Raw genomic sequence first — 2,430 nt, forward strand, 5'->3', positions numbered from 1 at the left:
GAACATATCTGGCTGCTTTACCAGATGAAAGCAGGGCGGTACTGCTCTCCGCTATGAAAAGTGAGGTGATGCCGGTTACTGATTGCCGCAGCCCGTAAACCAACTATTATTTAACACACAAGGAGGTAGATACAAGCGAGTTTAAAAGTTTTTATAAGAGTGTCCAGGGAAATGAAGGAGATAAATGCAGATACAATACAAGACTGGATACCTATGGGTGCGGGTGTCAGCACAACTGCAGCTACTGCTACGCCCGCTCTCTGCTTCATTTCCGCGGCTTCTGGAACGCGGACCAGCCAAAGGCTGCCGATGTACGGAAGATAGCCCGAAAAGTGAATCAGTTATCTCCGGGAACGATTATCCGCCTGGGGGGAATGACTGACTGCTTCCAGCCCTGCGAACGGGAACAACGGGTAACCTACCATACCATACTTGAAATGAACCGGCGCAGGATAGGCTATCTCATCGTCACAAAGTCCGCTTTAATTGCAGAGCCGGAATATATGGAGATTCTGGACAGATCACTGGCTCATATCCAGATTACTGTCACCTGTTTAGATAATAAAAAGGCATTTACCTATGAAAAGGCCAGCCCGCCGTCACAGCGGATACTGGCGATTCAAAAATTGCAGGAATCTGGCTTCGATGTCTCCATACGCCTGAGTCCTGTGATTGAGGAATTTATGGATTTTGATATGCTTAATTCTCTTGGTATTGAAAGGTGTGTCATTGAGTTTTTAAGAATCAACACATGGATCAGACAATGGTTCAAAGAGGTGGATTTTACAAAGTACAGCCTTCAGCACGGAGGCTACCGCCACCTGCCCTTAGATGTAAAGCTTAAAATCCTTGATAAAATCCATATACCAGAAAAAACCATATGTGAGGACGTCACGGAGCATTACGAATACTGGCGGCAGCATGTAAACCCAAACCGAGAGGATTGCTGTAATCTGCGAATCCTGTAAAGAACCGTTTGCGGTGGCGAATACGCTTCGTATACTTCTGTTAAGCGTATTCTCTGCCGTACCCGTACTGTCGTTTACGTCCGCAATACGCTGTAATTACGCGCTATATACGCATTTTCTGATGATTACGTGTTTTTTACGTTCTGATTACGCATAAGGAGGTGATTCAAATAAAGACCAGAGCCGAGCTTTACGGACAGGAGGCCACAGAACTGCTGCGGCTGATTGCTATGTATCCCGGTTTGTCGGAGACGCAACTCTGCCGCTTTTATCCTGACAAAGCAGATAAGGTTAAGAACCTGCTGGCTCACTTACAGAGACAGGCCCGTATCGTACCGACTAATGTTGGCAGATACTTTCCGGCTGGAACTACCGATTTTACGATTGACAGCGGACTGAATCGGGCGGTCTGGGTTTTGCTGGATTTTATTGACCGTGTGGAATACCACTCGTCCGGCGAGTTTCCGGTTAAGATCACCTTCTTCCTTTCCGGTGAAATTTATGAAATTATCTATGCCGCGGCAGGTCAGGAGGTTCTGATCAGCCACATTCTGCGCCAGCATGGAATACATGACGGGCGCCGGATTGTGCTGGTAGACAGCCATGAGCAGCTTCATCAGCTGGATTTTCCCGGTATTACCGGATTCTGTACCGCGGAGCTGTCCGGAGAGGTTCAATACTATAAAAAAACGAATGGAGGAATGTGATTGGAGAGAAAACATCTTTCCCAACAAATCGGGCAGATACTCGATGACCTGGCCCGTCTGTCAAATACCCTCTACGCTATGGGAACTGCTGATATCCAGCGGTATCCTGATAACTATGAGGTGCTGTCTACGGACGCCGCGCTGCGGGCAGAAAAAATCGCCTGTGAGCTGCGTCATTTAATTTTTTCCACCGGCGGGATAAAAAAGCCTGAATATCATGGTCTGGCCTGTGAGGTCCATGGAGTTGAGATCCTTTATGAAGATGAAATCCTGGAGGTGACGCTGCCCAGCCTGCTTCCAAAGCGCCGGAACCGCAAGAGCGTGGAATTTCTGCTTGACCCGCTTCACTTTTATTTGAGCCAATATGCCGGACAGAATACGCTGCCAAAATACAGGGAGTGCGTAGTCTGTTTTTCCCATACCTACAGCATGGAGCTTCCCGCCCGGCGTGTCCACGATTACGACAATATGGAGCTGAAGCAGATTTTAGATGTTCTGGCCTCCTATATCATGGTTGATGATACGGGACTCCTCTGTGATGCCTACAATACAACGGAATTTGGCGAAAAGGACTGCACGCGTATCTTTGTCATTCCCAAAAACCGTTTTCCGGCATGGCTGGCTAAGCGGGAAAAGGGGCTGAAAAATATATCCGATTTTTAGGTATCTGCCCTGTTTTTTTAGGGATAGTACCTTAACACCGGATTTTTCGACAGTTCCGTTACTTTTTGCAAAGCAGCCCGGCTGAATTTTAC

General features: G+C 47.5%; 3 protein-coding genes. All 3 read left to right on the plus strand.

Annotation, left to right across the window (positions count from 1 at the left end; translation table 11 throughout):
• The first annotated feature begins 203 nt into the window (after positions 1-203).
• Positions 204-968 (plus strand): SPL family radical SAM protein, encoded by a 765-nt coding sequence (locus ACLTD4_RS33750; protein ID WP_347509088.1) that lies wholly within the window; start codon positions 204-206, stop codon positions 966-968.
• A 161-nt stretch (positions 969-1,129) separates the two neighbouring features.
• Positions 1,130-1,675: a DUF5697 family protein gene (locus ACLTD4_RS33755; RefSeq protein ID WP_006773334.1), complete on the plus strand. Its 546-nt coding sequence runs from the start codon at positions 1,130-1,132 to the stop codon at positions 1,673-1,675.
• Positions 1,676-2,338, plus strand: a complete 663-nt coding sequence (locus ACLTD4_RS33760; protein ID WP_006773333.1) for a DUF6100 family protein — start codon at positions 1,676-1,678, stop codon at positions 2,336-2,338.
• The last annotated feature ends 92 nt before the right edge of the window (positions 2,339-2,430 follow it).

It is taken from the genome of Hungatella sp., assembly GCF_046966825.1.